Below are 24,216 nucleotides of genomic sequence, written 5' to 3'. Positions count from 1 at the left end.
TGATAAGACGGAGCTAGCCAACTATGGATTAAAACCAGAAATTATTAGTCAAACTGACTATGAAGCTAAGAAGACAGCTGGAACTCTGGAAGAAAAGTTCTATATAGTAACTGATGATACGGAGGTAAGCTAATGACAGAATTAAAATATGGAGATAGTGACGTTACAAAGTTGATGTTTGGAGATACTGAAGTTAGTGGAAAACCCAAAATTGTTAAACTGTCTAACAAAGACTCTAGTTCAATTTCTGATAATTTAGACTTGGGTATAACGAGACAGGAACTCTTGGATCGGAAGTTTACTAGTTTGATAGTGTCATTCATTGACCATACAACATCGTCGGGTTATTTTTGGGATTTTAATCAGGTCTTTATGGTAGAAGAATTTTTAGATACGGGGACTATTGATCTTCAATCAAGTAGTAAATTTGCAATAATGAAATTGAAGTTTATCGAGGACAACGTCTATCTTGTGTATACTAATTCAGGTTCGATTAGAAAATGCAATATTGTTGTTAGTGCATGCTAGATAATTGGCATATGAGATATAAAATTATGGAGATAGAACGGAACTTCATCTTGTTGTAACCGACATAGAAATAACTAAAATCACAGCCTTATAGGCTTATTTTTTTACGAAAAATTAAGGGAGGGATGTGAATGCCACCAGTTCCAATTTTTATTAAAAATTGGGTAGCTTGGATTGCCGCTATTACAGCTATATCGATAGCTTTATGGCAAATAGTAAAGCTGGTCATTACAATCACAAAATTTACGCAAACAGTAAATGAATTAACCACATCTGTTAGAGAACTAACTCAAAGCAGTTCTAAAGACCATGACAGAATGTTCCGAAAATTAAAAACCCATGGTGAAATGTTACACGATCATGGGTTAAGACTTAGAGATATTGAACAAGATGTGGAAGAGATTAAGAGTAAGGGAGATTAATTAATGGATATTCTACAAAGTTTACAACTAATTAATGTAGCAGAGCTAACAGCAATTGTTTTAGTCTGCTATGTACTAACAGCAGGAGCTAAAAAATCAAGGTTAGATAATAAATATATGCCATTCATTAGCATGGCAGTGGGGCTATTAGTTGGTTTGGCAATTGCTGGAGTATTCCACGATGGAGATTTAGGTAAGGCTGGGCTAACTGGCTTTCTAGCTGGTGGATATACGTCTGGATTGTTCACGGGAATAAAAGGCGTACTAGGCGGATATGAGAATAGCGAAAAGGGAGATAAATAAATGTTTAATATCAATAGAAACTATGAACTAGCTGAAAATGAGGGTTCATCCCTCCAAACAGGTAATAAATATATTGTGCTACACGAGACAACTAATATTGGTGCAAAAGCCAATGCAAGTTACTTCAAAAATAATTGGGCAACAACTCAAACTTATGTCCAATACGTCATTGGTGACGGTGGAAAGATTTATCAAGTCGGTGCTGACGGATATCAAGCTTGGGGAGCTGGTAGCTATGCTAATGCCAATTCACCAGTACAAATCGAGCTTGCTCGCACGACTGATAAAGCAACTTTTAAGAAAGACTATGCAACTTTCGTTAACTTCGCACGTTCTAAAGCTAAACAATATGGTATTCCTTGTACATTGGATGGTTCAGGTAATGGAATTAAAACACACAAATGGATTTCAGAAAATATCTGGGGTTCACATACTGATCCAGTTGAAAGCTATCTAGAACCATTCTGGGGTATTACACACGAACAGCTAACTCATGACATTGCGGTTGGTATTGAAGATGTAGTAGAGCCTAAGAAGACATTTACAAATATCAATAATGTTGTAACCACACTCAAGGGCAATGTGAAGGCTTATGCTACTTACAAGCTCGATGGTTCAGCTAACTCTACTACCGATATCGCACCAGGAACTGGTTGGATTTCCGCTGGAATTGAGATGATTAACGGGGAACCACAATATTGCATTGGTGGAAATATTTACATTCCACAGTCAATCACAACCTTTAAAGACAAAGTGCTAATTAATTCAGACATCCCTGTACATGCTGTTAACCTAAAAGGTGAAGTAGTAGGTGCTAACCTTGATGGTGGTTCAGCTTGGAAGTATGCAGCAGTTGTTAACGTTCCTAAAGTTGGTTACTGCTACAAAATTGCCACGGATATGTATCTACCACTCAAATATGCACAAGGTTCTGGATATAAAGGATAATGTTTAATGGCTCTTACTCTTAAATGAGTAGGAGCTTTTTTTTATTTTGTGCCCCATTTGTGCCCCATAGATACAAAACGTTAGAATTACTTAGAGTTCTTGAAAAACAAAAAAGCCGTAAACTCAACGTTTACGACCCTTTTATGTTTATAAAATGTAGTGGAATTTAGTACAAAATCACCCGTATGGGAATCGAACCCATAACTCCACCTTGAGAGGGTGGCGTCTTAAACCATTTGACCAACGGGCAATCAAACAACAAATATCATTTTACCTGTAATCATTGTGTTATGTCAATAAGGATTTATCGTTTTTTTGATGATTTTAAGATAAAAGATATATAAAACAGAATGACAACCAATATTATTGTATAAACAACACTAGCTAATCCTGCAAATTCCATAATGATCCAGCCGGTAACTTTTGAAGTTGCTAACAATAGCATGGATAAGACACCCCAGATCACTACTTTACGGAGGACGCTTTGATATGATTCATTGATTTTTTTTCGATCGTGTTCTTTCATTATAATAAGCCTGCTAAGATGGCAAGAAAATTGTTCAAGAAGTGAACAGTAATATTTGCCTTTATATTTTTGGTACGTGCATACACTGCCGCAAGGATTATTCCAAGTAATACTTTTGACAAAGCGTAGATCCAATCGGTTCCTGGTGAGAATGGTGCGTGAACATATCCGAAGACGATACCGCTCAATATTACTGATATTAGTGAATTATTAACGAAGAACCAATTCATGAAGATTCCTCGAAAAAGTATTTCTTCCAATATAGGAGCGACAACGATTGTAAAAAAGACTAGAATAACTATGTTATTTTTGGCAACCAATTCTAAAGCTGCAACATTATCATTGGTTGATTTCATCATTGGGACGGTGATCAGATTTACAGCAAAGACTAGAATAGATGCAATAATTATTATAATCCAAGTGGATTTATTAAATCTGACTGACTTGAACTTTTGTGCGCGTTTAAAAACAAGCCACAGAATTATTGAGGCAATCAATAAAAGCACTATGGTTATTATCGGTGCAAATTTTAGATAGCTTGTATATTTTGAGCCCAAATCTTTTTTTGTTAAAGTAAGTATGCTTAGTGGGATTTGTTCTGCTAAAAATAGTAATATAAATGCTATAATACGAAACAGTCCCTTAATTGGATTGAGAGTATTAATTTTATTATTCAATGGGAAACCACCTTATTGATAATTATTATTAGTATTTTGAATAAATAAGTGCTTTAATACTATAATGAGTTTTTTTATAAAGGAGTGAATGGATTGTTTAAGATTGCTCGTGGCAGAATTAATGCTTGGCAAGTACTCGGTGCGGTTTTGTTTATGGTCGTCCAAGTAATTGCAACATTATATCTACCAAACATTACGTCTGATATTGTTAACAACGGTGTTTCAACCGGTAATACTAATTACATTATGCATGCCGGTATGAAAATGATCTTAGTTTCGATCATCAGTGTTATAGCAGCCGTAGGAAATGTTCTTATGGCCGCACAAGCCTCACAGGGGTTAGGTAGAAAATTAAGATCTGATTTATTTAAGAAAGTATTATACTTCTCCAGTGACGAATTTGACAAATTTGATACATCTTCATTAACAACTAGAACAACTAATGATGTTATTCAAATTCAAAACGTTATGATCATGATGCTTCGTATGATGATCATGGCACCAATCATGTTGATAGGTGCAAGTGTTATGGCGTACCAGAAGAATGCAGAAATGACTAAGATCTTCTTGATCTCAATTCCAATTCTGATTGTTTTGATTGGATTAGTCATGTTTTTTGCTGTGCCATTGTTCAAGGCTATGCAGAAGAAGACTGATAGATTGAATCTGATCTTCCGTGAAGGTTTTACGGGAGTCCGTGTTATCAGAGCCTTTCGCCAAGATGCATTTGAACAAGATCGTTTCAAAGATGCCAATGCTGATTACACTGGCAATGCCATCAAGGTATTTACTATTGTAGCATTGATGTTCCCAATTGTTACATTGGTAATGAGTGGAACTAATGTTGGTATTACTTGGTTGGGTGCGAAATACATTGCTAACCAATCAATGCAAGTTGGTAATTTGATTGCCTTTATGACATATGCAATGCAAATACTAATGAGTTTTATGATTCTTTCATTAGTATTTGTGTTTGTACCTCGTGCTTCAGCTTCAGCTGCTCGTATTCAAGAAGTGTTCGCTACAGAAAGTACTATTGATACAGTTGCTAAGCCAGCTAAGATTAAGGATGAACCATCATTAGGATTTAGTGATGTAAACTTCCGCTATACTGGTGCTGAAAATCTGGCTTTGTCTAATTTGAACTTCAGCATTGATGCCGGTCAAACATTAGCTATCATCGGTGGTACTGGTTCTGGTAAGAGTACCTTGGTCAATATGATTCCAAGATTCTTTGATTCAGAAACTGGTGTCGTTAGTTTGAATGGTACTGATGTGAAGGCATTGAGTACTGAGGATATTAACAAAAAGGTTGCGATGGTTCCTCAAAAAGCCATATTGTTCAAAGGAACAATTCGTTCAAACATGACTTATGGTAAGGACGATGCGACCGACGATGAAATTTGGCATGCACTGGAAGTTGCTCAAGCTGCTGATTTCGTTAAGGAGCTCGACGGACAATTAGACGCTATCGTTGAACAAGGTGGGGATAACTTCTCTGGTGGTCAAAAGCAACGTTTGGCTATTGCTCGTGCTCTTGTCAAAGATGCTTCAATCTATGTCTTTGATGATTCCTTCTCAGCACTTGACTTCAAGACTGACTTGAACTTGAGAACTGCACTTAAGAATGATGAAAAAATCAGTCAAGGTGTTGTTGTTATTGTTGGTCAAAGAATTTCAACTGTTGCTGATGCTGATCAAATCGTTGTTCTTGATGACGGTAAGATGGTTGGTCTAGGTACTCATGAGGAATTGAAAGAAAATAATAAGACTTATCAAGAAATTATCGAGTCTCAAATTAAGGAGGCTAAGTAATGGCTAAAGAAGATACTAAAGCTCCACAACCAACAACTGGCGGTCATGGTCCTGGTGGCCACGGTGCAGGTTTAGTTGTGAAACCTAAGAATTTTTGGAAGACGACGGGAAGATTAGCTAAGTATATGTCTTCATACGTTATTGGAATTACGATTGTGTTAGTTCTAGCGGTTGCTTCAGCTATTTTCCAAATCAGAACACCTAAGATTTTGGGTGAAGCTACAACTGAGATCTATAAAGGTGTTATGACTGGTGCTGCACAGCAAAAAGCTGGTATTCAGGTCAGCCAATTGCCAATCAACTTTACAAAAATCGAACATATTATTTTAATCGTAATGTTGATGTACTTGGCTTCAGCCGTGTTCACTTTCTTGCAACAATTTACTATGACTCGTATTTCACAGAAGACTGTTTATAAGTTAAGACGTGATTTGAAGTCTAAAATGGAACGTTTACCGATCAGTTATTACGATTCACATTCAAATGGTGATATCATGTCACGTGCAATTAATGATATGGATAATATCGCCGGTACGTTGCAGCAAAGTGTCACACAAGTTGTAACTAGTACCGTTACTTTCATTGGTGTATTGTGGATGATGTTCACCATTAGTTGGAAATTGACCCTGATTGCTCTTGCAACAATTCCTGTCAGTTTGTTAGTTGTTGGTGTTATTGCACCCCAATCACAAAAATTCTTCAAGAGACAACAGAAGTCACTTGGTCTCTTGAATAACCAAGTTGAAGAAAACTATTCTGGTCACGTCGTTGTTAAGAGTTTTAACCATGAAGGTGACTCGATCGAAGTATTCGAAGATGAAAATGAAAAATTATACAAGGCTTCGTGGAAGGCACAAATGATCTCAGGTATCGTTATGCCTTTGATGACTTTCTTGAATAACCTAGGTTATGTGTTTGTGGCAATGTATGGTGGTATCTCAGTTGCTAATGGTAATTTGCCGCTAGGTGACATTCAGGCATTTCTACAATACATGAACCAATTTTCACAACCAATTTCACAACTTGCTAACTTAACCAATACGATTCAAGCAACTGTTGCATCAGCTGAGCGTATCTTTGAGATCATCGATGAACCAGAAATGGATAATACAAAAGTCGATGTTCCAGATTCAGATACTGATGACAAGGTAACACTTGATCACGTGCAATTTGGTTACGATGGCAAGCCAATCCTATTGGAAGACTATAACTTGCATGTTAAACCAGGTGAGATGGTTGCTATCGTTGGACCAACTGGTGCTGGTAAGACAACCATTATCAACTTACTAGAGCGCTTCTACGATGTTAGTGGCGGTTCAGTTAAGATTGATGGTAAAGATGTCAGAAATATGACTCGTGAAGAAGTCAGAAGTCATTATGCAATGGTTCTTCAAGATACATGGCTATTCACTGGTTCAATCTATGACAACTTGAAGTATAGTAATGAAAATGCAACTAAAGAAGAAATCATCACAGCTGCTAAGGCAGCTCACGTTGATAACTTCGTTAGACAATTGCCAGATGGATATGACACAGTTCTGAATGAGGAAGCATCAAATATTTCTCAAGGTCAAAGACAGTTGATCACAATTGCCAGAGCCTTCGTTGCTGATCCCGAAATCTTGATTCTTGATGAAGCCACTTCATCAGTTGATACAAGAACTGAGGTTCACATTCAACACGCTATGGAGAGATTATTGAAGAATAGAACAAGTTTCGTTGTTGCACATAGATTGTCAACAATCAGAGACGCCGACAGCATCATCGTTATGAATCACGGATCAATTATTGAAACCGGAAATCACGACGAATTGATGGCTAAGAACGGATTCTACGCTGATCTTTATAATTCACAGTTTGCTGGAAATGTTGCCATGTAACAGAGCGTGTCAAAAGACAGTAACAACTGAGCATTACCTAGGTTAGTGAATTTGCCACGAAGTGGTGAAGTCACTAATCGTAGTAAGCGGAGGTTGTTGTCTTTTGTAAACGCGTTTCGGATATAGCATCACAGCAAGTTTCAAAACAAATAAAACAATAGAGCTTCTACATCTTTCAATTAAGAAAAGTGTAGAAGCTCTTTTTTTACGATACAATTAGGACATCAACAATCGTGGAGATAACAGTATGAAAAAATTTCAACAAACAGAAGCACAGATTCTGGACCTAGTTAATCAACAAGTCGTTCCAGGAGTTAGTTATGGATTCATTAGTAACCATGGGAATGGCGATATGCAAACAAGTTATGATGAATCCAATTATGCTGGTGACAAGTCATGGGTTCCAACAATCACGCCTCTACAGGGTAATGAATTGTATGATTTGGCTTCCTTAACAAAAATTATGGGAACAGTTCCATTAATTCTTAAATTAATTGATGAGAAAAAAATCGATTTGCATGATCCAATCAATAAGTATTTACCACAGTTCAAAGATGACCGTGTCGAAGTATTTCACTTGTTGACACATACATCTGGTATTGCAGGATATATTCCTGATCGTGATAGTTTGAATGACCAGCAGTTGATAGATGCACTTTTTACATTGCCAGTGACTGATAATTTTGGTAAGAAGGTCGTTTATACTGATACAGGAATGATTTTCTTGGGTTTGATTATTGAAAAGATATATAACGAACCTGTTCAGGAAGTTATTATGAAATTTGTTCAATCAGCTTGGAATTTGACAGATACGACATTTGACCCTGAAATTAGCCGTTGTACGCCCACATATGAAGTTAATAACAAGATGCTTGTAGGAATACCAAATGATCCGAAAGCTCGTCAGCTGGGCAAACATTGTGGATCAGCCGGTATGTTTTCGAGCTTGATCGATGTTATGCAATTTTCTAAGGCGATGTTGCAGAAGAATTATAAATTCCTTTATAAGAACTTTACTGATTTGAATCCAGGACGTTCACTGGGATGGGATATTAAACCGGGTAATGTTCTGTTTCATACTGGTTACACAGGTCACTTCATAGCACTAGATTATATTCACCAGAATGCAATGGTCGTATTAACGAATCGTGTGCATCCGGTTGAACATAACCAAATTTTCTTAGAGCGAAGAGAAACTATTTTGAATTCGTTTTTAAATGAGAGCAAATAAAAAAGTCCTCTGATTGGGATTATCCAAGTCAGAGGGCTATTTGTTTGTATTATTTTTGTTTGATATAACCATTATCCATTAATGTTTTGCGCAATCCTAACATTGCAGTGTAGGTAGCGAGCACATAGATTTTTTTAGTTGGTACCTTTGGAATTTGTTTGACGAAATCTTCGATTTCAACTGTTTCGATATTTTTGTCCATATTTAATCCGGCAATCTTGAAGCGGTAGGTAACATCTTTAACACGTTTGCCACCAGTGATTACCAATGGAAGTTTGTCGTAGTCGAAGTCTTCAAAATTTGCGTCCCAGATCCAACTTGTGTCAATACCGTCAGCGTAGTTAGCGTTGAGTAAGAATGCTAATGAATAATCTGAGGTATCACTGAGAATTGTTTCGATAACTTGATTCAAACCAACCGGATTCTTGACCAAGATGATATTGACGTCCTTATCATCGACCTTGATAGTTTCTTGACGTCCGAAGACTTTTTCGTCGTATGAGAAGGCCTTTTCCATCTGATCAATGCTGATACCCATTTCTGATGCAATGGCATAAGCTGCTAATGCATTATAGACGTTATATTTTCCACCAATGTTCATTGTGAAGGGATGACCATCGATTTCAAACTCTGTCTTATTAGGTAATAGCGTCTTAATATCAGTCACTTGATATTTCAATTCATTTTGCTTGAAGCCACAATTAGGGCAGAAGTAACTGCCGAGATTGGCATATGAAATTGAGTGGTAATGCAAGATATGATTACACTTAGGACACAAGACGCCATCCGTGTTAGTTGGTGCTTTTATGTCGTCATTTTCGTGGCCTTTACTTGAGAAACCATAATAGACAACTTTGTTGGGCAATTCCTTAGATGAGAAAATTGCGGCGTCACCGTTAGCAATGATGGTTGCATCGGGAGCTAATTTAATACCATCAAGAATCTTTTGGTAAGTTGTGTAAATCTCACCGTAGCGATCCATCTGATCACGGAAAATATTTGTTAGGACAAAATACTTAGGCTTGATGTACTTACAGATGATCTCAACATTGGCTTCGTCGACTTCAAGAATTGCTAAAGGACGCTTGCTTTTCTTGTGATGAGTAACGAAACTAGTAACGATTCCTTGGATCATGTTCGATCCAGTGGGATTAGTTAAGACATCGTCATATTTTTGTGTGACCATTTTATTGATCAATGAAGTTGTCAAAGTTTTACCATTGGTACCAGTTACGATTACTAAGTCATAATTTTTGCCGATACTTTGTAGAATATCTGGATCGATCTTATAAGCAATTTTTCCTGGATATGAAGATCCACCATTAAAGAACTTACTTAAAATAAAATAAGATGTTTTACCAGTAAGTGTTGCAATGCTTGATTTAAATGTCATTTTAAAACCCCAATTAGTTTATATTAAAAATATATTATCACAACTAAATTACATTTTATCGGATTTTGATTCAATTTAGTCAATGTTTAATATGTTCAAGCGCCATTTTTTTAGTTATAATCTTCAAGGACGTAAATTTGGAGGCAGAGTATTGGCGCAATTATTTTTTAAGTATGGTGCTATGAATAGTGGAAAATCAATTGAGATTTTGAAAGTAGCGCATAACTATGAAGAACAAGGTAAGTCAGTTATTCTGATGACGAGTATTTTGGACACTCGATCAGGAACTGGTAAGATAAAAAGTCGAATGGGTTTAAACAGAGAAGCTATCGCATTGAAGAAAGACTCGAATATTTATGATATTGTTAAGAGTGAGAATCCTGATGCAGCTTGTGTGTTGATCGATGAATGTCAATTTATGAACAAGAATCAAGTTCTTGAAGCAACTCAAGTTGTAGATGATCTTGGAATACCGGTTATGGCATTTGGCCTGAAGAATGATTTTAAGAATGAATTATTTGAAGGAACTAAGTATTTGTTATTGTACGCTGACAAGTTGGAAGAGATGAAGACTATCTGTTGGTTCTGTACGAAGAAAGCAACAATGAATATGCGTGTGTCTGATGGTAAACCAGTATATGAAGGGGAACAAGTGTCAATCGGCGGCAATGAAGCATATTATTCAGTATGTCGTCGTCATTACAATCATCCTCCAGTGATAAATAACGATTAAGAAAGGAAAATAATTTAATTGGACAAAATACTAGAACAACTTGAAACACTAGTTGAAAGATATGCCGAGTTGCAAGAATTAATGAGTGACCCGGAAGTTATTAATGACACCAAGCGTTATATGGCCTATTCCAAAGAAGAAGCTGATATGCGTGATATCGTTAATGCCTTCAATCATTACAAAGAATTACAACAAAGCATCAAAGATAGTGATGAAATCATGCGTGAAACTGATGACGCAGAGATGCAAGCTATGGCTAAGGATGAAATGAATTCATCTAAAGAAGAGGCTGAAAAACTTGAGCACGAGATCACACTATTGATGCTTCCTAAGGACCCTAATGATGATAAGAATATTATCATGGAAATCCGTGGAGCTGCCGGTGGTGATGAAGCCAGTCTATTCGCAGCTGATTTATTGAGTATGTACAGTAAATACGCTGAGAAGCAAGGTTGGACTTTCGATATTATTGATGAGAACTCTACTGAAGTCGGTGGCTACAAAGACGTTGCTGTTATGATCACGGGTAAACGTGTCTATTCTAAGTTGAAGTATGAGAATGGAGCACACCGTGTTCAACGTATTCCATCTACAGAATCAGCCGGACGTGTACATACTTCTACGGCAACTGTTGCAGTTATGCCTGAATACGATGAAGTTGATATCGACCTTGATCCAAAGGACATCCGTACAGATGTTTATCGTTCATCTGGTGCTGGTGGTCAACATATCAATAAAACTTCATCAGCTGTTCGTATGACCCATATACCAACTGGTATTGTTGTTGCCATGCAAGATCAACGTTCACAACAACAAAACCGTGAAAAAGCTATGCAAATTCTAAAATCACGTGTTTATGATTATTATGAATCAGAAAACCAAAGTGAATATGATGAAAAACGTAAATCAGCTGTTGGTACCGGAGATCGTTCCGAACGAATTAGAACTTACAATTATCCACAAAACCGTGTGACAGATCACCGTATTGGATTATCATTAAACAAACTAGATCGCATTATGAATGGAGAACTTGACGAAATCATCGATGCCTTGATTGTTAATGATCAAACTCAGAAATTGGAGCAAATTCAAAGTGGAGAGACTAAGCTATTCTAGTGCCCTGAAAAGGGCTTTTTTAATGCTGAAACAGCAAAACAAATATCCAGAAGATGCTGAATATCTGATGGAAGAATTGACTGGCTTCAATTACACACAGTTACAATTGCACAGAAATGAACCTGTACCAGGTAAAACAATGCGTCAATTCAGAGATGGAGTGGTCAGATTAGGAATGGACGAACCGGTCCAATACATTCTTGGCTATGGTTATTTTATGAATAAGAGTTTTACTGTCAGTCCTGACACACTGATACCTCGTCAAGAAACCGAAGAGATGGTTCAGAAGATCATTGATGATCATGGTGACAGAGTCAAAAATGTCTGGGACATTGGAACGGGTTCAGGTGTAATTGCAATTAGCTTGGCATTGTCATTCCCAGAAGATGACATATTGGCAACTGATATTTCAGAGGGAGCACTCAAAGTTGCTCAGCTTAATGCTGATAACTATCAAGCTAATAATGTCTTCTTAAAGCAGAGTGATCTGTTTCAGAATGTTGAACCAGAGCCGTTCGATATTATTGTTTCTAATCCACCGTATATTTCTCAGGAAGAAAAGCCAGTCATGGATCAGAGTGTTATTAAATATGAACCTGATTTAGCTTTATATGGGGAGGAAAATGGATTAGAATTTTATCAAGACATATCACAGAATGCTGATAAGTATCTAACTGATGACGGCATTTTATATATGGAGTTTGGTTATCATCAAAAATCTGCTTTGGAAGAAATTTTTGCTAAGAATATGCCAGAGTATACTGTAGAATTTCATAAGGATATGAGTGGCAATTATCGATTTCTTAAAGCTGAAAAGGAGAGGGTATAGATTTTGGAGACAGAGATATTAAAAAATACGCAAATAGCGGAAGCCGTAAAGTTTCTCGCTGATGGTAAACTTGTCGCATTCCCAACGGAGACGGTTTACGGATTAGGCGCTGATGCCACGCGTCCTGATGTTGTCAAAGATGTATATGCAGCTAAGGGTCGTCCTAGTGATAATCCACTTATCGTTCATGTTTCAAGTCCAGAGATGGTTTGGGAATATGCTGATAATAGTTATAAGCCAATGGCTGAGAAGCTAATGAACAAGTTTTGGCCAGGTCCACTGACGATTATCATGCCGATTCAAGAAGGTAGTTTGTCAAAAGCAGTAACAGGTGGTTTGACTACAGCTGCTTTTAGGATGCCTAAGAATGAAACGACACTCAACCTGATTAAGACATTTGGTAAACCTATCGTTGGACCATCAGCTAATACTAGTGGTAAGCCAAGTCCAACTTTGGCAAAACATGTTTATCATGATTTAAATGGTAAGATATCGGCTATTTTGGACGATGGACCTACTAAGTTAGGTGTTGAGTCCACAGTTATCGATCTTTCAACTGATATACCAGCTGTCTTGCGTCCAGGGATGATCACAGTTGAGGATTTGTTACAAGTCCTTGATAATGTTAATAGTGACCATCACAAGGTTGCAGCGGGAGAGACTCCTAAGGCTCCAGGTATGAAGTACAAGCATTATGCACCAAGTGCACAAGTAGTCATAGTTGATAATACCGACGATTTTCCAGCCGCAATTTCTCAATACAAGAATACTAAGCTGGGAATAATGGCAACAGATGACATTTTGTCTACGATTACTGATGAAGATAACTTTATCAAGTTTTCTTTGGGCAAAGATATTTACAGTGCATCACAAGAATTATTTGCAGGTTTGCGCGGATTAGACGGTCAAGGTGTTGAGTACATCCTTGCCCAAGGCTTCCCAGATGTTGATCATGGCGAAGCATATAGAAACCGTTTGAACAAATCTGCTGGTCAAAAACATTTCGCTAAGTAATGAAACGGCTATTATAAAAAGCCAATTAAAAAAGGAGAGTTACAAAATGTCTAAATTTCAAGTACTAAATCACCCATTGATTCAACACAAATTAACAATTATCAGAAACAAACACACTGGTACTAAGGTATTCCGTGAAGTTGCCAATGAAATTGGTGAATTGATGGTTTATGAAATTACAAGAGATCTACCTTTGAAGGATATCGAAATTGAAACTCCAATGGGTAAGTCAACACAAAAGGTACTTGCTGGTAAGAAGCTAGCTGTTATTCCTATCCTTCGTGCCGGTTTAGGCATGGTTGACGGTGTTCTAGAGTTGATCCCTGCAGCCAAAGTAGGTCACATCGGTATGTATCGTGACGAAAAGACACTACAACCACACGAATATTTTGTAAAACTACCAAGTGATATCGACGAACGTGAATTATTCATCGTTGATCCAATGCTTGCTACTGGTGGTTCAGCAAATATGGCTATTGAAGCATTGAAGAAACGTGGTGCCAAGCACATGCGTCTTGTTGTCTTAGTAGCAGCTCCAGAAGGTGTTAAAGCCGTTCAAGATGCACATCCTGATGTTGATATTTATGCCGCTTCACTTGATGAAAGAATCACTGATAGCGGATATATCTTCCCAGGTTTGGGTGATGCTGGTGATAGACTATTTGGAACTAAATAAAATAAAATCACTGTTTGGAATATCTTTTTAGAAGTGTTATTATTTTGTGGTATCAATTGTTTTCAATAAGCGAAGAAAGGGGGGTATTATTGGATGATAAATATAAGTTTATTGATTTCCTTGGTTTGAGATTCAACGTTGCTAATGACTTGTCAGCGTTGGTAGCCGCAATACTAGTATTTATCTTTGTCTTCTCGTTATCTCGTAAGGTTACGATGAGGCCTGGTAAGGCTCAAAATGTGTTAGAATGGATTATTGATTTTACAAATAATATTATAAAATCATTAATGCCTGACGCAGCGGTAAAGCAATTCGGATTGTATGCATTTACGTTGTTTACATTCGTATTTTTTGCAAACCAACTGGGATTAATATTCCAAGTTAAGGTAGGCGGTTATTCTTATATTAAATCTCCTACAACAAATCCAATGGTAACCATGGCACTTGCTTGATATCGTTGCTGATTTCACATTATTATTCAGTGAAGAAGTTTGGATTTGGCGGTTATGTAAGTAACTATGTAAAACCCGTAGGCTTCTTGTTACCAATAAATATTTTGGAAGAGTTCACCAACTTCTTGACGTTATCACTACGTCTTTACGGTAATATATTTGCCGGTGAAGTACTTCTTGCACTTATTGGAACTGTTGCTAAGAGTTTTGGAGTTGTTTCGCTAGTGATCGCTTTACCACTGGAAATGATTTGGCAAGGCTTTTCAGTCTTTATTGGAGCCATCCAAGCGTATGTATTTACCACATTATCAATGGTTTATATTTCACGTAAACTGGAAAAAGAATAATTTTTATTGGAGGAATTTTACATCATGAAAGAAATCGCGGCAGCTATTGCAGCTAGTTTTGCAGCTCTTGGAGCATCTATCGGTAACGGACTTGTTATTTCAAAGACAATGGAAAGTATGGCTCGTCAACCAGAAATCTCTGGTGACTTAAGAGCTACAATGTTCATTGGTGTTGGTTTGATTGAAGCTGTTCCTATCATCGCCATTGCTATTGCATTCGTTATTCTTTTCGTATAATTCATACAGATTAATCCGGCGATAATAAATTGAATCGCCTTTTTATGTTTTGTAGGAAAGGAAGGAGTGGAGAATATTGGCAAGTTTATTAGTGCTTGGAGCAGGTAAATTGGCTTTAGGTGACATGCTTTTTATTCTTATCTCATTCGTCCTTCTCACTGCACTTGTTAAGAAATTTGCATGGGGTCCCGTCACAAAAATGATGGACGCTAGATCAGAAAAGATATCCGGTGATCTGGATTACGCTGATCAGGAACGTGCACGTGCTGACAAGCTTGCGAAGGAACGTGAAGATGCACTTAAAAATTCACGTGCTGAAGCTATTGACATCGTTAATAAGGCCAAAGAAAATGGTGAAGATCAAAAGAAAACCATCATGGCTGATGCTCATAGTGAAGCTGAATCGGTAAGACAAAAGGCTAAGTCAGATGCTGAACGAGCTAAGCAAGAAGCTATGAATGATGCACAAAATGACATCGCTAGCTTGTCCTTGGAAGTAGCCTCTAGAGTTATTTCCAAAGAGCTTAATGCAAATGACCAAAAGTCACTGATCGACTCTTATATTAAGGAGTTGACTTTAAACAATGAAACTAAGTAAATTCCAAGTGGGAAAACGTTACAGTAGAGCGCTTTATGAAGTAGCACAAGAACAAGATTCAATCGATAATACTTTGGAAGAGATCAAGTCTCTAGCAACAGTATTTTCAGAAAATCCTGGTTTAAATATTGCTTTTTCAGGACGTTCAATTTCTCGCACTGAAAAGGCTAAGATCGTAGACACATTGAAGTCTGAACACAGTGAATTGGTTCAAGACTTCATCAGTATACTTTTTGAAAGAGACAGATTGAACTGCGTGGATGAGATTGCTGACGCTTTTATTAAAAGATACGACGCCGATAATGGTATTGTAGAAGTCACTGTTAAGTCCGTAGTTGAGCTGGACTCAGATCAAGAAGATAAACTGAAGTCTGTTGTTCAAAGTCGTTTTTCAGTAAATCAAGTAAATTTAACGAAAATAGTAGATCCATCCATCATCGGTGGGATTATTATCCGTGTTGGTGATCAAGTTATTGATGGAAGTGTCGTTAAGAGATTTAACGAGATTAAACATATGCTATTGGTTAACAAATAAGTCGAGGTGAAAAGAATGAGCATCAAAACTGAAGAGATTAGTTCACTGATCAAAGAACAGTTGAAGAACTATAAAAATGAACTCTCAGTTGATGAAGTAGGTACAGTTACATACGTCGGTGATGGTATCGCTCGTGCTAATGGCCTTGAAAATGCTATGGCATCTGAGTTACTTGAATTCCAAGACGGTACATATGGTGTGGCTCAAAACCTTGAAAGTGATGATGTTGGTATTATCATTTTGGGAAATTACGATCAAATTCGTGAAGGCGATACAGTTAAAAGAACTGGTCGTATCATGGAAGTTCCAGTAGGTGACTCACTTATTGGACGTGTCGTTAATTCTTTGGGTCAACCTGTTGACGGTTTAGGCGATATTAAGACAGATAAGACAAGACCTATTGAATCTCCTGCACCAGGTGTTATGCAACGTAAGTCAGTTTTTGAACCATTACAAACAGGTTTGAAGGCTGTCGATGCACTTGTACCTATCGGTCGTGGTCAACGTGAATTGATTATCGGTGACCGTAAGACTGGTAAAACTTCAATCGCTATTGATACAATTATCAATCAAAAAGACCAAGATATGATTTGTGTTTATGTCGCAATTGGTCAAAAGGAATCAACAATTAGAAGTCAAGTTGAAACTTTAAGAAAGAACGGCGCAATGGATTACACTATCGTTGTTGAAGCTGGTCCTAGTCAACCCGCTCCTATGTTGTATTTCGCACCATATGCTGGAGCAGCTATGGGTGAATACTTCATGTACAATGGTAAGCACGTTCTTATCGTATACGATGACTTAAGCAAGCAAGCTAATGCCTATCGTGAAGTGTCACTATTGCTTCGTAGACCACCTGGGCGTGAAGCATATCCTGGTGATGTTTTCTACTTGCACTCACGTTTACTAGAACGTGCTGCTAAGTTGAGTGATGATCTTGGAGGTGGTTCAATGACTGCCTTACCAATCGTCGAAACACAAGCCGGTGATATCTCCGCATATATTCCAACAAACGTTATTTCCATCACTGATGGACAGATTTTCTTGGGTAGTGACTTATTCTATTCAGGTACACGTCCAGCTATCGATGCTGGTGCTTCTGTTTCTCGTGTTGGTGGTGACGCACAGATCAAGGCCATGAAGAAAGTTGCTGGTACATTACGTCTAGACCTTTCATCATACCGTGAGCTAGAATCATTTGCTCAGTTTGGTTCTGACCTTGATGAAGCTACAAAGGCTAAGCTAGATCGTGGTAGCCGTACAGTTGAAGTTCTAAAACAACCTGTACATGCTCCTATGGCTGTTGAAAAACAAGTCTTGATCTTGTTTGCTTTGACAAGAGGCTTCCTTGATAAAGTTGCAGTTGATGATATCAAAGAGTACGAAACTTCACTTTCTGAATTTTTCGACGCAAATCATGCTGATCTCTTAACAGAAATCAAAGAAAAAGGTACATTACCTGACGAAGATAAGATGAATGCCGGTGTAAAAGAATTCACTGAAAACTTCTTAGCTTCAAAATCTGAAAAGCAAGATAAATAATACAGGAGGTTTAAATTATGGCTGAGTCACTTATGGATATAAAAAGAAGAATTTCTTCTACTAAGAAAACCGGTCAAATAACAAGAGCCATGCAAATGGTTTCTGGTGCTAAACTCTCTCGTATTGAAAAGAAATCTATTGCTTATCAATTGTACGCAAAAAAAGTTGAGGATATTATTCGTCATTTAACGATGGGTAACTTATTCAAGGATATTCCTGTGACAGAGAACTCTTCTGATCCATGGAGCTTGAACAATCTTCTTAAAGTGCGTGAGGTAAAAAAGACTGCGTATGTTGTTTTGACCAGTGATCGTGGTTTAGTTGGTGGATATAACAGTAATATTTTGAAGGCCATGATGGATATTTTCCGTACAAAACATAATGGCGACAAGAGTAAGTTTACTGTTATTTCACTAGGTAATACTGGTACAGAATTCTTTAAGGCACGTGGAATCGATATTTCTTATGAATATCGTGGTTTGCCTGATATTCCTACAGTTAAGGATGTAACTCCAATTGTGAAAACAATCTTGCAGTTATACCAAGCAGGTACTTTTGACGAAATTTATATTTGTCATAACCACCACGTTAACTCTTTAGTTTCTAAGTTTACTCTTGATAAATTATTACCACTTGAAGAAGCTAAAGACTCAACACATGAAGAAGAGCATATCGCTAGTGAGTATATTACAGATCCAAGTCCTGAAGCGGTCTTGTCTGCAATCGTACCTCAATATATTGAATCTTTAATTTTCGGAGCAATGATGGATGCAAAGACAGCAGAACATGCTGCTTCTGTAACAGCCATGAAGAGTGCTACTGATAATGCTGATGATTTGATCTCTGATCTTTCATTACATTACAACCGTGCTCGTCAAGCTCAAATTACTACAGAGATCACTGAAATTGTCGGCGGTGCTGCTGCACTAGAATAGTTTAGAAAGGAGCCAAATAAATGAGTAGCAAAGGTAAAGTTATTCAGGTAATTGGTCCAGTTGTTGACGTTGAATTTCCTTTAGACGGAAATCTTCCCGAACTTAATGACGCTTTAGTTATTAAGAAAAGTGACGGATCAAATATTACCCTAGAAGTTGCTCTAGAACTAGGTGATGGCGCCTTACGTGCTATTTCCATGAGTTCTACTGATGGACTTCAAAGAGGTGCTGAAGTTGTTAATACAGGCGCATCTATTTCTGTTCCTGTCGGAAAAGAAACATTAGGTCGTGTGTTCAACGTTTTAGGTGAAACAATTGATGGAGGTAAGGAATTCCCTGCCGATTTCAGAAGAGACAGTATTCACCGTTCAGCTCCTGCATATGATGAATTAAATACATCAACAGAAATTCTTGAAACAGGTATCAAAGTTATCGATCTTCTTGAACCATACGTTCGTGGTGGTAAAGTTGGATTGTTCGGTGGTGCCGGTGTTGGTAAGACCGTTCTTATCCAAGAGTTGATCCACAATATTGCTGAAGAGCATGGTGGTATCTCAGTATTTACTGGTGTTGGTGAAAGAACACGTGAAGGTAATGACCTTTATTACGAAATGAAGGAATCCGGTGTTCTTGAAAAGACAGCCATGGTTTATGGCCAAATGAACGAATCACCTGGTGCTCGTATGCGTGTTGCCCTAACAGGTTTGACAATTGCTGAGTACTTCCGTGATGTTGAAGGACAAGATGTTCTATTGTTTATCGATAACATCTTTAGATTTACACAGGCTGGTTCTGAAGTTTCAGCCTTGCTAGGTCGTATGCCTTCAGCCGTTGGTTATCAACCAACATTGGCTACAGAAATGGGTCAATTGCAAGAAAGAATCACTTCTACTAAGAAGGGTTCAATCACTTCAATTCAAGCCGTTTATGTTCCTGCCGATGATTATACTGACCCTGCTCCAGCTACAACTTTCGCCCATTTGGATGCTACAACCAACTTGGAACGTAAGTTAACTGAACAAGGTATTTATCCAGCTGTTGATCCACTAGCTTCATCTTCATCTGCTCTTGACCCATCAGTTGTTGGGGAAGAACATTATGAAGTAGCTACAAGTGTTCAACAAGTTCTTCAAAGATATCGTGAATTGCAAGATATTATCTCAATTCTTGGTATGGATGAATTATCTGACGAAGAAAAGACTGTTGTTGCACGTGCAAGACGTATCCAATTCTTCTTGTCACAAAACTTCAGTGTTGCGGAACAATTTACAGGTAGACCAGGTTCTTATGTTCCTGTTGAAGAAACAGTTAAAGATTTCAAGGATATTCTTCATGGTAAATATGATGATGTCCCAGAAGATGCCTTTAATGGTGTTGGTGGAATCCAAGATGTTCTTGACAAGGCTAAGGACATGGGCTGGACACCTGCTGATGAACAAAATGATGATAACGCTGCTGAGGCAGTCGCTAACTAATAAGGAGGAGATAATATGGCTGATCCAAATCATATTGTGACGGTCAATATTGTTACTCCTGATGGTGTTGTATATGACCATCATGGCAATCTAGTTATTGTGAATGCGATTGATGGGGATATTGGTATCATGGCTAGCATGAACCAATTATTGCACCTATTAAAATTTCGGAGGTTCGTGTTAAACGTACCGATGATCCGCATCATGAAGATGCCATCGCTGTTAACGGCGGATTCTTGGAGTTCAGCAATGATCTAGTTTCTATCGTAGCTAATAGTGCTGAAAGAGCTAGAGATATTGATTTAAGACGTGCCCAATATCAAAAACAAAAGGCTGAAGAGACAATTAAAACAGCCGAAGAGAAACATAATGTTGACGATTTAGCACGTGCTCAAGTTTCTTTGCGCAAAGCTATGAATAGAATTAACGTAAGTTCGCACAAATAATTATGTTTTTTATAAAAAGGACTGATACTGTCTTCATATTGAAGAAGTGTTAGTCCTTTTTTTATTGTCAAATAATTTGCTATAATTTTAAAAGAATCTTTAAAGTTTACTAAAAGTCATATTACAAGTGTTAAGATTTAAAAAAGTGAGGTTTATAAAATGACAAGTTTAGGAATACATGCGATAATTACGCTGGTTAGCCATGTGGTATTTATCTGGATCAGTTTCAACGCTTTACAAGTTGTAGACTGGCGAAAAATTTATAACAAATCCAATCCTAGAATGTTACAATTACTTGTAGCGTTTGTTTCAATCGCTCTAGGGTACACTGTTAGTTCATTCTTTTTGAATATTATCAGCGTTTCACAAAACCTAACCTTACTTTTTTAAATGATTCCAACGTTTTGGAGGAGAATATAGTGCAACAAATAATCGTAAATGGACCTAGTCAATTAAAAGGATCAGTAAGAATTGAAGGTGCCAAAAATGCCGCGTTACCAATTTTAGCATCAACATTGTTGGCTTCTGAAGGGAAGACTTCTTTATCTAATATTCCTCCACTTTCAGACGTTACAACGATGGCAAAAGTTCTAAGAGCTTTGAATGCTGACGTTACTTTTGATGAAAATAATGAAGTTTTAACTGTTGATACATCTAATGGGATTTCTACAACAGCTCCAGAGGAACTAGTTGACAAAATGCGTGCCTCTATCGTCGTTTTAGGACCTCTCTTAGCTCGTAGTAAAGAAGCACATGTAGCAATGCCCGGTGGCTGTGCAATTGGTTCTAGACCCATTGATTTGCATATCAAGGGACTTGAAGCTATGGGTGCAGAGTTTAGCCAAAACGGTGGCTATATCGATGCCAAAACTGATGGATTGCACGGTGCTAATATATACTTGGACTTACCAAGTGTTGGTGCTACGCAAAATATCATGATGGCAGCTTCTTTGGCTGACGGTGTTACAGTTATTGATAACGTTGCACGTGAACCAGAAATCGTTGACTTAGCTAATGTTTTGAACAAGATGGGTGCTGAGATCAGTGGTGCTGGTACTAATACTATCCGTATTACTGGTGTTGAATCTATGCATGGTTGCGAGCATATGATCATGCAAGATCGTATTGAAGCCGGCACATTTATGGTCGCTGCTGCCGTTACGAACGGTGATATTATGATTAAAGATGCCGTTGCTATTCACAACAAACCATTGCTTTCTAAGTTAGAAGAAATGGGCGTTACGATCGAAGAGTCAGACGAAGGAATTAGAGTAATTGGAACTAATCAATTGAAGCCGGTCGATGTTAAGACAATGCCACATCCTGGTTTTCCAACTGATATGCAGGCTCAAATGACGCTTGCACAGTTGTTAAGTGTCGGAACTACCGTTATGACGGAGACCGTCTTTGAAAATCGCTTCATGCACTTCCCAGAATTTGGTAAGATGAAGGCTGATTATAAGATAGAAGGTAACTCTGTGATTATGTTTGGACCTGCACAATTGTCTGGTGCCAATGTGGCTGCAACAGATTTACGTGCCGCCGCTGCCTTAGTTTTGGCTGGTTTGGTTGCTGAAGGTGAAACTAGAGTTTCTAATCTTCAATATTTGGATCGTGGATATTACCGTTTCACTGAAAAATTAAGAGAATTAGGTGCTAATGTTAGACGTGTATCGATTGACGAAAGTGGTCGTGAAAGTCTAGTATTGAATACAGTATCTAGTGTTACTAAGTTAGCTTAAAAATATCTTAAGAAAGTGGCTCTCCACTTTCTTTTTTTATTGATAAATTAATATGATACGTTGGTTTATGATATACTTTTTGTGTTTAGATTTTGGAGGATATAGCATGGCAAAATATCTAGGAATTGATTTGGGTACAGCAAATGTACTTATAGATGTAAAAGGAGAAGGTATCGTTTTGAACGAACCTTCTGTAGTCGCAATAAATACTAAGAATGACGATGTCGTGGCTGTGGGTAAAGACGCCTATATGATGGTTGGTAGAACACCAGCTAACATCAAAGCTGTCCGTCCACTAAAAGATGGTGTTATTGCTGACTTCAATATAACAGAAAAAATGCTTCAGTATTTTATTGATAAATTGAATGTTGGAGGACGTTTTTCGAAGCCAACAATTATGATCTGTGCTCCTACAAACGTTACTCCAGTTGAACAAAAGGCCATTATCGAAGCAGCTGAACAAGCTGGTGGCGGTAAGATTTATTTACAACTTGAACCAAAGGTTGCAGCTGTTGGTGCTGGACTCGATATCTTTAAACCACAAGGTAATATGGTTATTGATATTGGTGGTGGTACTAGTGATATTGCCGTTCTATCGATGGGAGACGTCGTTACAAGTCGTTCATTGAGATTTGCTGGTGATAAGATGACTAGTGCTATTCAAGCCTTCGTTAAGCAAAATCACGGTTTGATCATTGGTGAGAGAACTTCAGAACAAATCAAGATCGAAATCGGTTGTGCAATGGATGCTGACGAAAGTGTTACATTCTCAGCTAGTGGTATTGATATTGTTAGTGGATTACCTAAGGAAATCACTATCAATGAAAAGGAAGTTGAGAAGGCACTTAGTGATGGTGTTTCACAAATTATCGAAGCTGCCAAAGGTGTACTTGAACAAACTCCTCCAGAATTATCAGCTGATATCATTGATCGTGGTATTATGTTGACTGGTGGTGGTGCATTACTCAAGAATCTTGACAAACTTTTAGCTGAGCAATTACAAGTTCCTGTTTTGATGACTGAAAGTCCATTGGATTCCGTTGCATTGGGAACTGGTATTTTGTTAGACAATATCGAAAAACATAAGAAATATTAAGGTGAAAAATGAAACGAGACTTTGGTAAAGAGTATCGACGTAGTGTATTCAAAAAAATCGGTTGGGTTTTATTACTGATGCTTATTTTTCTCGTTTTAGGCATGCTGATAGGTTCTGCATTGGGCGGATCTAATCCGTTGGCAGTTCTGTGGCCTGGAACTTGGATGCACATGTTTGATTTCTTGAAATAATAATGATAAAAAAACTAATAATTGGCTTAGTCCATATCTATCAAAAGTTTATATCACCAGTATTGCCGCCAAGCTGTAGGTATTATCCAACTTGTTCGACATACTTTATTGATGCAGTAAAAAAACATGGTGCAATTTTGGGTTCAATTATGGGTCTTGCACGTATTTTACGTTGCAACCCATTTGTTCGTGGTGGTGTTGATCCTGTTCCGGATAATTTCACCATCTTTCGAAATCCTCATCCTGAAGATTACGAGGATGAAATTATTGCTCAGAAATTTCATAATAAAGAATAGGAAGATTTAATGTCAAAATCAAATAAAGCAATTGAAATCAACTTGAAAGATATTAGTGATGATCCAGAGAAATATGAACTTTGGAACGGTAAGAAGTATATCGGTACCATTACTAAAGAAGGAGAACGTTATCTATCATTTGTTGAAAGCACTGACACTCCTTTCAAATCAGTTAAGTTAGATGATGCTATAAATGAATTGTTAATGCAGTATAATCTACATAATCATTAATA

At 37.6% G+C, this 24,216-nt stretch carries 29 protein-coding genes, 1 tRNA gene and 2 pseudogenes; 28 read left to right on the top strand and 4 right to left on the bottom strand.

The features are described 5' to 3' along the window. Positions 1-132: 132 nt before the first annotated feature. The 4 genes from JCM14932_RS07090 (at position 133) to JCM14932_RS15925 (ending at position 2,201) form a co-directional block, all read left to right on the top strand. Positions 133-528: a hypothetical protein gene (locus JCM14932_RS07090; protein WP_025024279.1), complete on the top strand. Its 396-nt coding sequence runs from the start codon at positions 133-135 to the stop codon at positions 526-528. 131 nt (positions 529-659) lie between these two features. Beyond that, positions 660-950: a hypothetical protein gene (locus tag JCM14932_RS07085; protein WP_025024278.1), complete on the top strand. Its 291-nt coding sequence runs from the start codon at positions 660-662 to the stop codon at positions 948-950. Between the two features lie 3 nt (positions 951-953). Then, the gene (locus JCM14932_RS07080; RefSeq protein WP_025024277.1) at positions 954-1,253 is read left to right on the top strand and encodes a phage holin family protein; all 300 of its coding nucleotides are present in this window, start codon (positions 954-956) and stop codon (positions 1,251-1,253) included. Further along, positions 1,254-2,201: a peptidoglycan recognition protein family protein gene (locus tag JCM14932_RS15925; protein WP_025024276.1), complete on the top strand. Its 948-nt coding sequence runs from the start codon at positions 1,254-1,256 to the stop codon at positions 2,199-2,201. Between the two features lie 177 nt (positions 2,202-2,378). Here the strand turns inward: JCM14932_RS15925 and JCM14932_RS07070 are convergent. From JCM14932_RS07070 to JCM14932_RS17085, 3 genes are all read right to left on the bottom strand, one after another. Beyond that, positions 2,379-2,451, bottom strand: a tRNA-Glu gene (locus tag JCM14932_RS07070). Positions 2,452-2,505: 54 nt separating this feature from the next. Continuing rightward, positions 2,506-2,727, bottom strand: a complete 222-nt coding sequence (locus JCM14932_RS07065) for a hypothetical protein (protein ID WP_025024275.1) — start codon at positions 2,725-2,727, stop codon at positions 2,506-2,508. Further along, a complete protein-coding gene (locus tag JCM14932_RS17085) occupies positions 2,727-2,987 on the bottom strand; it encodes a CPBP family intramembrane glutamic endopeptidase (protein ID WP_235700552.1) in 261 nt (86 codons plus the stop codon). The genes JCM14932_RS07065 and JCM14932_RS17085 overlap by 1 nt, the downstream gene beginning before the upstream one ends. Here JCM14932_RS17085 and JCM14932_RS17080 point away from each other — a divergent pair. The 4 genes from JCM14932_RS17080 (at position 2,956) to JCM14932_RS07045 (ending at position 8,330) form a co-directional block, all read left to right on the top strand. Next, positions 2,956-3,264, top strand: coding sequence for a hypothetical protein (locus JCM14932_RS17080; RefSeq protein WP_235700553.1), 309 nt, complete (start codon positions 2,956-2,958; stop codon positions 3,262-3,264). The genes JCM14932_RS17085 and JCM14932_RS17080 overlap by 32 nt on opposite strands. A 233-nt stretch (positions 3,265-3,497) precedes the next feature. After that, positions 3,498-5,219 carry an ABC transporter ATP-binding protein gene (locus JCM14932_RS07055; protein ID WP_025024273.1) on the top strand — a complete coding sequence of 574 codons (1,722 nt, stop codon included), beginning with the start codon at positions 3,498-3,500 and terminating at the stop codon, positions 5,217-5,219. After that, the gene (locus JCM14932_RS07050; protein ID WP_025024272.1) at positions 5,219-7,099 is read left to right on the top strand and encodes an ABC transporter ATP-binding protein; all 1,881 of its coding nucleotides are present in this window, start codon (positions 5,219-5,221) and stop codon (positions 7,097-7,099) included. The genes JCM14932_RS07055 and JCM14932_RS07050 overlap by 1 nt, the downstream gene beginning before the upstream one ends. 247 nt (positions 7,100-7,346) lie before the next feature. After that, positions 7,347-8,330: a serine hydrolase domain-containing protein gene (locus JCM14932_RS07045; protein WP_025024271.1), complete on the top strand. Its 984-nt coding sequence runs from the start codon at positions 7,347-7,349 to the stop codon at positions 8,328-8,330. 49 nt (positions 8,331-8,379) lie between these two features. Here the strand turns inward: JCM14932_RS07045 and JCM14932_RS07040 are convergent, their stop codons facing one another. After that, complete coding sequence (locus tag JCM14932_RS07040) at positions 8,380-9,723, bottom strand: Mur ligase family protein (protein ID WP_025024270.1); 1,344 nt, start codon at positions 9,721-9,723, stop codon at positions 8,380-8,382. 151 nt (positions 9,724-9,874) lie between these two features. Between JCM14932_RS07040 and JCM14932_RS07035 the strand changes: the two genes are divergently transcribed. The 20 genes and pseudogenes from JCM14932_RS07035 (at position 9,875) to JCM14932_RS06945 (ending at position 24,214) form a co-directional block, all read left to right on the top strand. After that, positions 9,875-10,456, top strand: a complete 582-nt coding sequence (locus JCM14932_RS07035; protein ID WP_025024269.1) for a thymidine kinase — start codon at positions 9,875-9,877, stop codon at positions 10,454-10,456. 18 nt (positions 10,457-10,474) lie between these two features. Next, on the top strand, positions 10,475-11,572 hold the full coding sequence (prfA, locus tag JCM14932_RS07030; RefSeq protein ID WP_025024268.1) for a peptide chain release factor 1: 1,098 nt from the start codon (positions 10,475-10,477) through the stop codon (positions 11,570-11,572). Further along, on the top strand, positions 11,517-12,401 hold the full coding sequence (gene prmC / locus JCM14932_RS16510; protein ID WP_082786042.1) for a peptide chain release factor N(5)-glutamine methyltransferase: 885 nt from the start codon (positions 11,517-11,519) through the stop codon (positions 12,399-12,401). The genes prfA and prmC overlap by 56 nt, the downstream gene beginning before the upstream one ends. Positions 12,402-12,404: 3 nt before the next feature. Next, positions 12,405-13,415 carry an L-threonylcarbamoyladenylate synthase gene (locus tag JCM14932_RS16505; protein WP_025024266.1) on the top strand — a complete coding sequence of 337 codons (1,011 nt, stop codon included), beginning with the start codon at positions 12,405-12,407 and terminating at the stop codon, positions 13,413-13,415. A 46-nt stretch (positions 13,416-13,461) separates the two neighbouring features. Further along, positions 13,462-14,091, top strand: coding sequence for a uracil phosphoribosyltransferase (gene upp / locus JCM14932_RS07015; RefSeq protein ID WP_025024265.1), 630 nt, complete (start codon positions 13,462-13,464; stop codon positions 14,089-14,091). Positions 14,092-14,180: 89 nt separating this feature from the next. Continuing rightward, positions 14,181-14,890, top strand: a pseudogene (gene atpB / locus JCM14932_RS14845) (F0F1 ATP synthase subunit A). A gap of 24 nt (positions 14,891-14,914) precedes the next feature. Next, entirely contained in the window at positions 14,915-15,127 is a 213-nt protein-coding gene (atpE, locus tag JCM14932_RS07005) for a F0F1 ATP synthase subunit C (protein WP_025024264.1), read from the top strand. A 124-nt stretch (positions 15,128-15,251) separates the two neighbouring features. Beyond that, complete coding sequence (gene atpF, locus JCM14932_RS07000; RefSeq protein ID WP_169790263.1) at positions 15,252-15,725, top strand: F0F1 ATP synthase subunit B; 474 nt, start codon at positions 15,252-15,254, stop codon at positions 15,723-15,725. Beyond that, positions 15,712-16,260, top strand: a complete 549-nt coding sequence (gene atpH, locus JCM14932_RS06995) for an ATP synthase F1 subunit delta (protein ID WP_025024262.1) — start codon at positions 15,712-15,714, stop codon at positions 16,258-16,260. Before atpF ends, atpH begins: the two co-directional genes overlap by 14 nt. 15 nt (positions 16,261-16,275) lie before the next feature. Further along, complete coding sequence (atpA, locus tag JCM14932_RS06990; protein WP_025024261.1) at positions 16,276-17,802, top strand: F0F1 ATP synthase subunit alpha; 1,527 nt, start codon at positions 16,276-16,278, stop codon at positions 17,800-17,802. Between the two features lie 17 nt (positions 17,803-17,819). Beyond that, positions 17,820-18,737 carry a F0F1 ATP synthase subunit gamma gene (locus JCM14932_RS06985; protein ID WP_025024260.1) on the top strand — a complete coding sequence of 306 codons (918 nt, stop codon included), beginning with the start codon at positions 17,820-17,822 and terminating at the stop codon, positions 18,735-18,737. Between the two features lie 20 nt (positions 18,738-18,757). After that, a complete protein-coding gene (gene atpD / locus JCM14932_RS06980) occupies positions 18,758-20,212 on the top strand; it encodes a F0F1 ATP synthase subunit beta (protein WP_025024259.1) in 1,455 nt (484 codons plus the stop codon). A 15-nt stretch (positions 20,213-20,227) separates the two neighbouring features. Continuing rightward, positions 20,228-20,442: pseudogene (locus tag JCM14932_RS17645) on the top strand (F0F1 ATP synthase subunit epsilon); the annotation flags it as partial. Between the two features lie 6 nt (positions 20,443-20,448). Beyond that, a complete protein-coding gene (locus JCM14932_RS17640) occupies positions 20,449-20,658 on the top strand; it encodes an ATP synthase delta/epsilon chain alpha-helix domain-containing protein (protein WP_369342794.1) in 210 nt (69 codons plus the stop codon). A gap of 159 nt (positions 20,659-20,817) precedes the next feature. Further along, on the top strand, positions 20,818-21,048 hold the full coding sequence (locus tag JCM14932_RS06970; protein ID WP_025024258.1) for a DUF1146 family protein: 231 nt from the start codon (positions 20,818-20,820) through the stop codon (positions 21,046-21,048). Between the two features lie 29 nt (positions 21,049-21,077). After that, entirely contained in the window at positions 21,078-22,400 is a 1,323-nt protein-coding gene (gene murA, locus JCM14932_RS06965; RefSeq protein ID WP_025024257.1) for a UDP-N-acetylglucosamine 1-carboxyvinyltransferase, read from the top strand. Positions 22,401-22,506: 106 nt separating this feature from the next. Beyond that, the gene (locus tag JCM14932_RS06960; protein WP_025024256.1) at positions 22,507-23,496 is read left to right on the top strand and encodes a rod shape-determining protein; all 990 of its coding nucleotides are present in this window, start codon (positions 22,507-22,509) and stop codon (positions 23,494-23,496) included. A gap of 8 nt (positions 23,497-23,504) precedes the next feature. Beyond that, complete coding sequence (locus JCM14932_RS17635; RefSeq protein WP_025024255.1) at positions 23,505-23,687, top strand: DNA-directed RNA polymerase subunit beta; 183 nt, start codon at positions 23,505-23,507, stop codon at positions 23,685-23,687. Between the two features lie 2 nt (positions 23,688-23,689). After that, complete coding sequence (yidD, locus tag JCM14932_RS06950; protein ID WP_420834773.1) at positions 23,690-23,983, top strand: membrane protein insertion efficiency factor YidD; 294 nt, start codon at positions 23,690-23,692, stop codon at positions 23,981-23,983. Between the two features lie 9 nt (positions 23,984-23,992). Next, positions 23,993-24,214 (top strand): DUF2969 family protein, encoded by a 222-nt coding sequence (locus tag JCM14932_RS06945; RefSeq protein ID WP_025024253.1) that lies wholly within the window; start codon positions 23,993-23,995, stop codon positions 24,212-24,214. Positions 24,215-24,216: the final 2 nt, after the last annotated feature.

It is taken from the genome of Companilactobacillus nodensis DSM 19682 = JCM 14932 = NBRC 107160, from assembly GCF_000615905.1.
Classification (GTDB): Bacteria; Bacillota; Bacilli; order Lactobacillales; family Lactobacillaceae; genus Companilactobacillus; species Companilactobacillus nodensis.
This window is presented reverse-complemented; position numbering and strand designations above follow the sequence as displayed.

Bases quoted from the DNA above. Each gene is read 5' to 3' on its own strand.
- atpH (WP_025024262.1), top strand. From the start codon at position 15,712: ATGAAACTAAGTAAATTCCAAGTGGGAAAACGTTACAGTAGAGCGCTT.
- JCM14932_RS06970 (WP_025024258.1), top strand. From the start codon at position 20,818: ATGACAAGTTTAGGAATACATGCGATAATTACGCTGGTTAGCCATGTG.
- prmC (WP_082786042.1), top strand. From the start codon at position 11,517: ATGATCAAACTCAGAAATTGGAGCAAATTCAAAGTGGAGAGACTAAGC.
- yidD (WP_420834773.1), top strand. From the start codon at position 23,690: ATGATAAAAAAACTAATAATTGGCTTAGTCCATATCTATCAAAAGTTT.
- JCM14932_RS15925 (WP_025024276.1), top strand. From the start codon at position 1,254: ATGTTTAATATCAATAGAAACTATGAACTAGCTGAAAATGAGGGTTCA.
- JCM14932_RS07090 (WP_025024279.1), top strand. From the start codon at position 133: ATGACAGAATTAAAATATGGAGATAGTGACGTTACAAAGTTGATGTTT.
- atpD (WP_025024259.1), top strand. From the start codon at position 18,758: ATGAGTAGCAAAGGTAAAGTTATTCAGGTAATTGGTCCAGTTGTTGAC.
- upp (WP_025024265.1), top strand. From the start codon at position 13,462: ATGTCTAAATTTCAAGTACTAAATCACCCATTGATTCAACACAAATTA.
- JCM14932_RS06985 (WP_025024260.1), top strand. From the start codon at position 17,820: ATGGCTGAGTCACTTATGGATATAAAAAGAAGAATTTCTTCTACTAAG.
- atpE (WP_025024264.1), top strand. From the start codon at position 14,915: ATGAAAGAAATCGCGGCAGCTATTGCAGCTAGTTTTGCAGCTCTTGGA.
- atpA (WP_025024261.1), top strand. From the start codon at position 16,276: ATGAGCATCAAAACTGAAGAGATTAGTTCACTGATCAAAGAACAGTTG.
- JCM14932_RS07050 (WP_025024272.1), top strand. From the start codon at position 5,219: ATGGCTAAAGAAGATACTAAAGCTCCACAACCAACAACTGGCGGTCAT.
- JCM14932_RS07080 (WP_025024277.1), top strand. From the start codon at position 954: ATGGATATTCTACAAAGTTTACAACTAATTAATGTAGCAGAGCTAACA.
- JCM14932_RS07085 (WP_025024278.1), top strand. From the start codon at position 660: ATGCCACCAGTTCCAATTTTTATTAAAAATTGGGTAGCTTGGATTGCC.
- JCM14932_RS07065 (WP_025024275.1), bottom strand. From the start codon at position 2,727: ATGAAAGAACACGATCGAAAAAAAATCAATGAATCATATCAAAGCGTC.
- JCM14932_RS06960 (WP_025024256.1), top strand. From the start codon at position 22,507: ATGGCAAAATATCTAGGAATTGATTTGGGTACAGCAAATGTACTTATA.
- JCM14932_RS06945 (WP_025024253.1), top strand. From the start codon at position 23,993: ATGTCAAAATCAAATAAAGCAATTGAAATCAACTTGAAAGATATTAGT.
- JCM14932_RS07045 (WP_025024271.1), top strand. From the start codon at position 7,347: ATGAAAAAATTTCAACAAACAGAAGCACAGATTCTGGACCTAGTTAAT.
- JCM14932_RS17080 (WP_235700553.1), top strand. From the start codon at position 2,956: ATGAAGATTCCTCGAAAAAGTATTTCTTCCAATATAGGAGCGACAACG.
- atpF (WP_169790263.1), top strand. From the start codon at position 15,252: ATGCTTTTTATTCTTATCTCATTCGTCCTTCTCACTGCACTTGTTAAG.
- JCM14932_RS07040 (WP_025024270.1), bottom strand. From the start codon at position 9,723: ATGACATTTAAATCAAGCATTGCAACACTTACTGGTAAAACATCTTAT.
- JCM14932_RS17635 (WP_025024255.1), top strand. From the start codon at position 23,505: ATGAAACGAGACTTTGGTAAAGAGTATCGACGTAGTGTATTCAAAAAA.